This window comes from Pseudomonas sp. W2Aug9, from assembly GCF_023127755.1.
GTDB lineage: Bacteria > Pseudomonadota > Gammaproteobacteria > Pseudomonadales > Pseudomonadaceae > Aquipseudomonas > Aquipseudomonas synxantha_A.
This window is the reverse complement of record NZ_SPKL01000035.1, coordinates 530,469-530,935: the sequence shown is the minus strand read 5'-3', so window position 1 is coordinate 530,935 and position 467 is coordinate 530,469. Positions and strand designations below refer to the sequence as shown.

Genomic DNA, 467 nt, shown 5'->3' with positions numbered 1-467 from the left:
TGGCGTTCAAGAGCGCTGCCGACAGCATCGCCAACGGTGTCGCGGTGATCCACCAGGAACTGCACCTGGTGCCGGAAATGAGCGTGGCCGAGAACCTGTTCCTCGGGCACTTGCCGACGCGTCTCGGTGTGGTCAACCGCAGCGTGCTGCGCCAGCAGGCGCTGGCATGTCTCAAGGGCCTGGCCGATGAGATCGACCCCGACGAGAAGCTCGGGCGCCTGTCTTTGGGCCAGCGCCAACTGGTGGAAATCGCCAAGGCGTTGTCCCGCGGTGCCAACGTGATCGCCTTCGATGAGCCGACCAGCAGTTTGTCGGCGCGGGAAATTGACCGGCTGATGGCAATCATTGCGCGCCTGCGCGACGAGGGCAAAGTGGTGCTCTACGTGTCGCACCGCATGGAAGAAGTGTTCCGTATTTGCGACGCGGTGACGGTGTTCAAGGACGGTCGCTACGTGCGCACGTTCGAA

The 467-nt window shown here is 63.2% G+C and carries 1 protein-coding gene; it reads left to right on the top strand.

Features of this window, described 5'->3' with window-relative positions; all coding sequences use genetic code 11:
• Nucleotides 1-467: ATP-binding cassette domain-containing protein (locus E3O56_RS23160; protein WP_248129064.1), on the top strand; the 467-nt coding region annotated here is incomplete at both ends.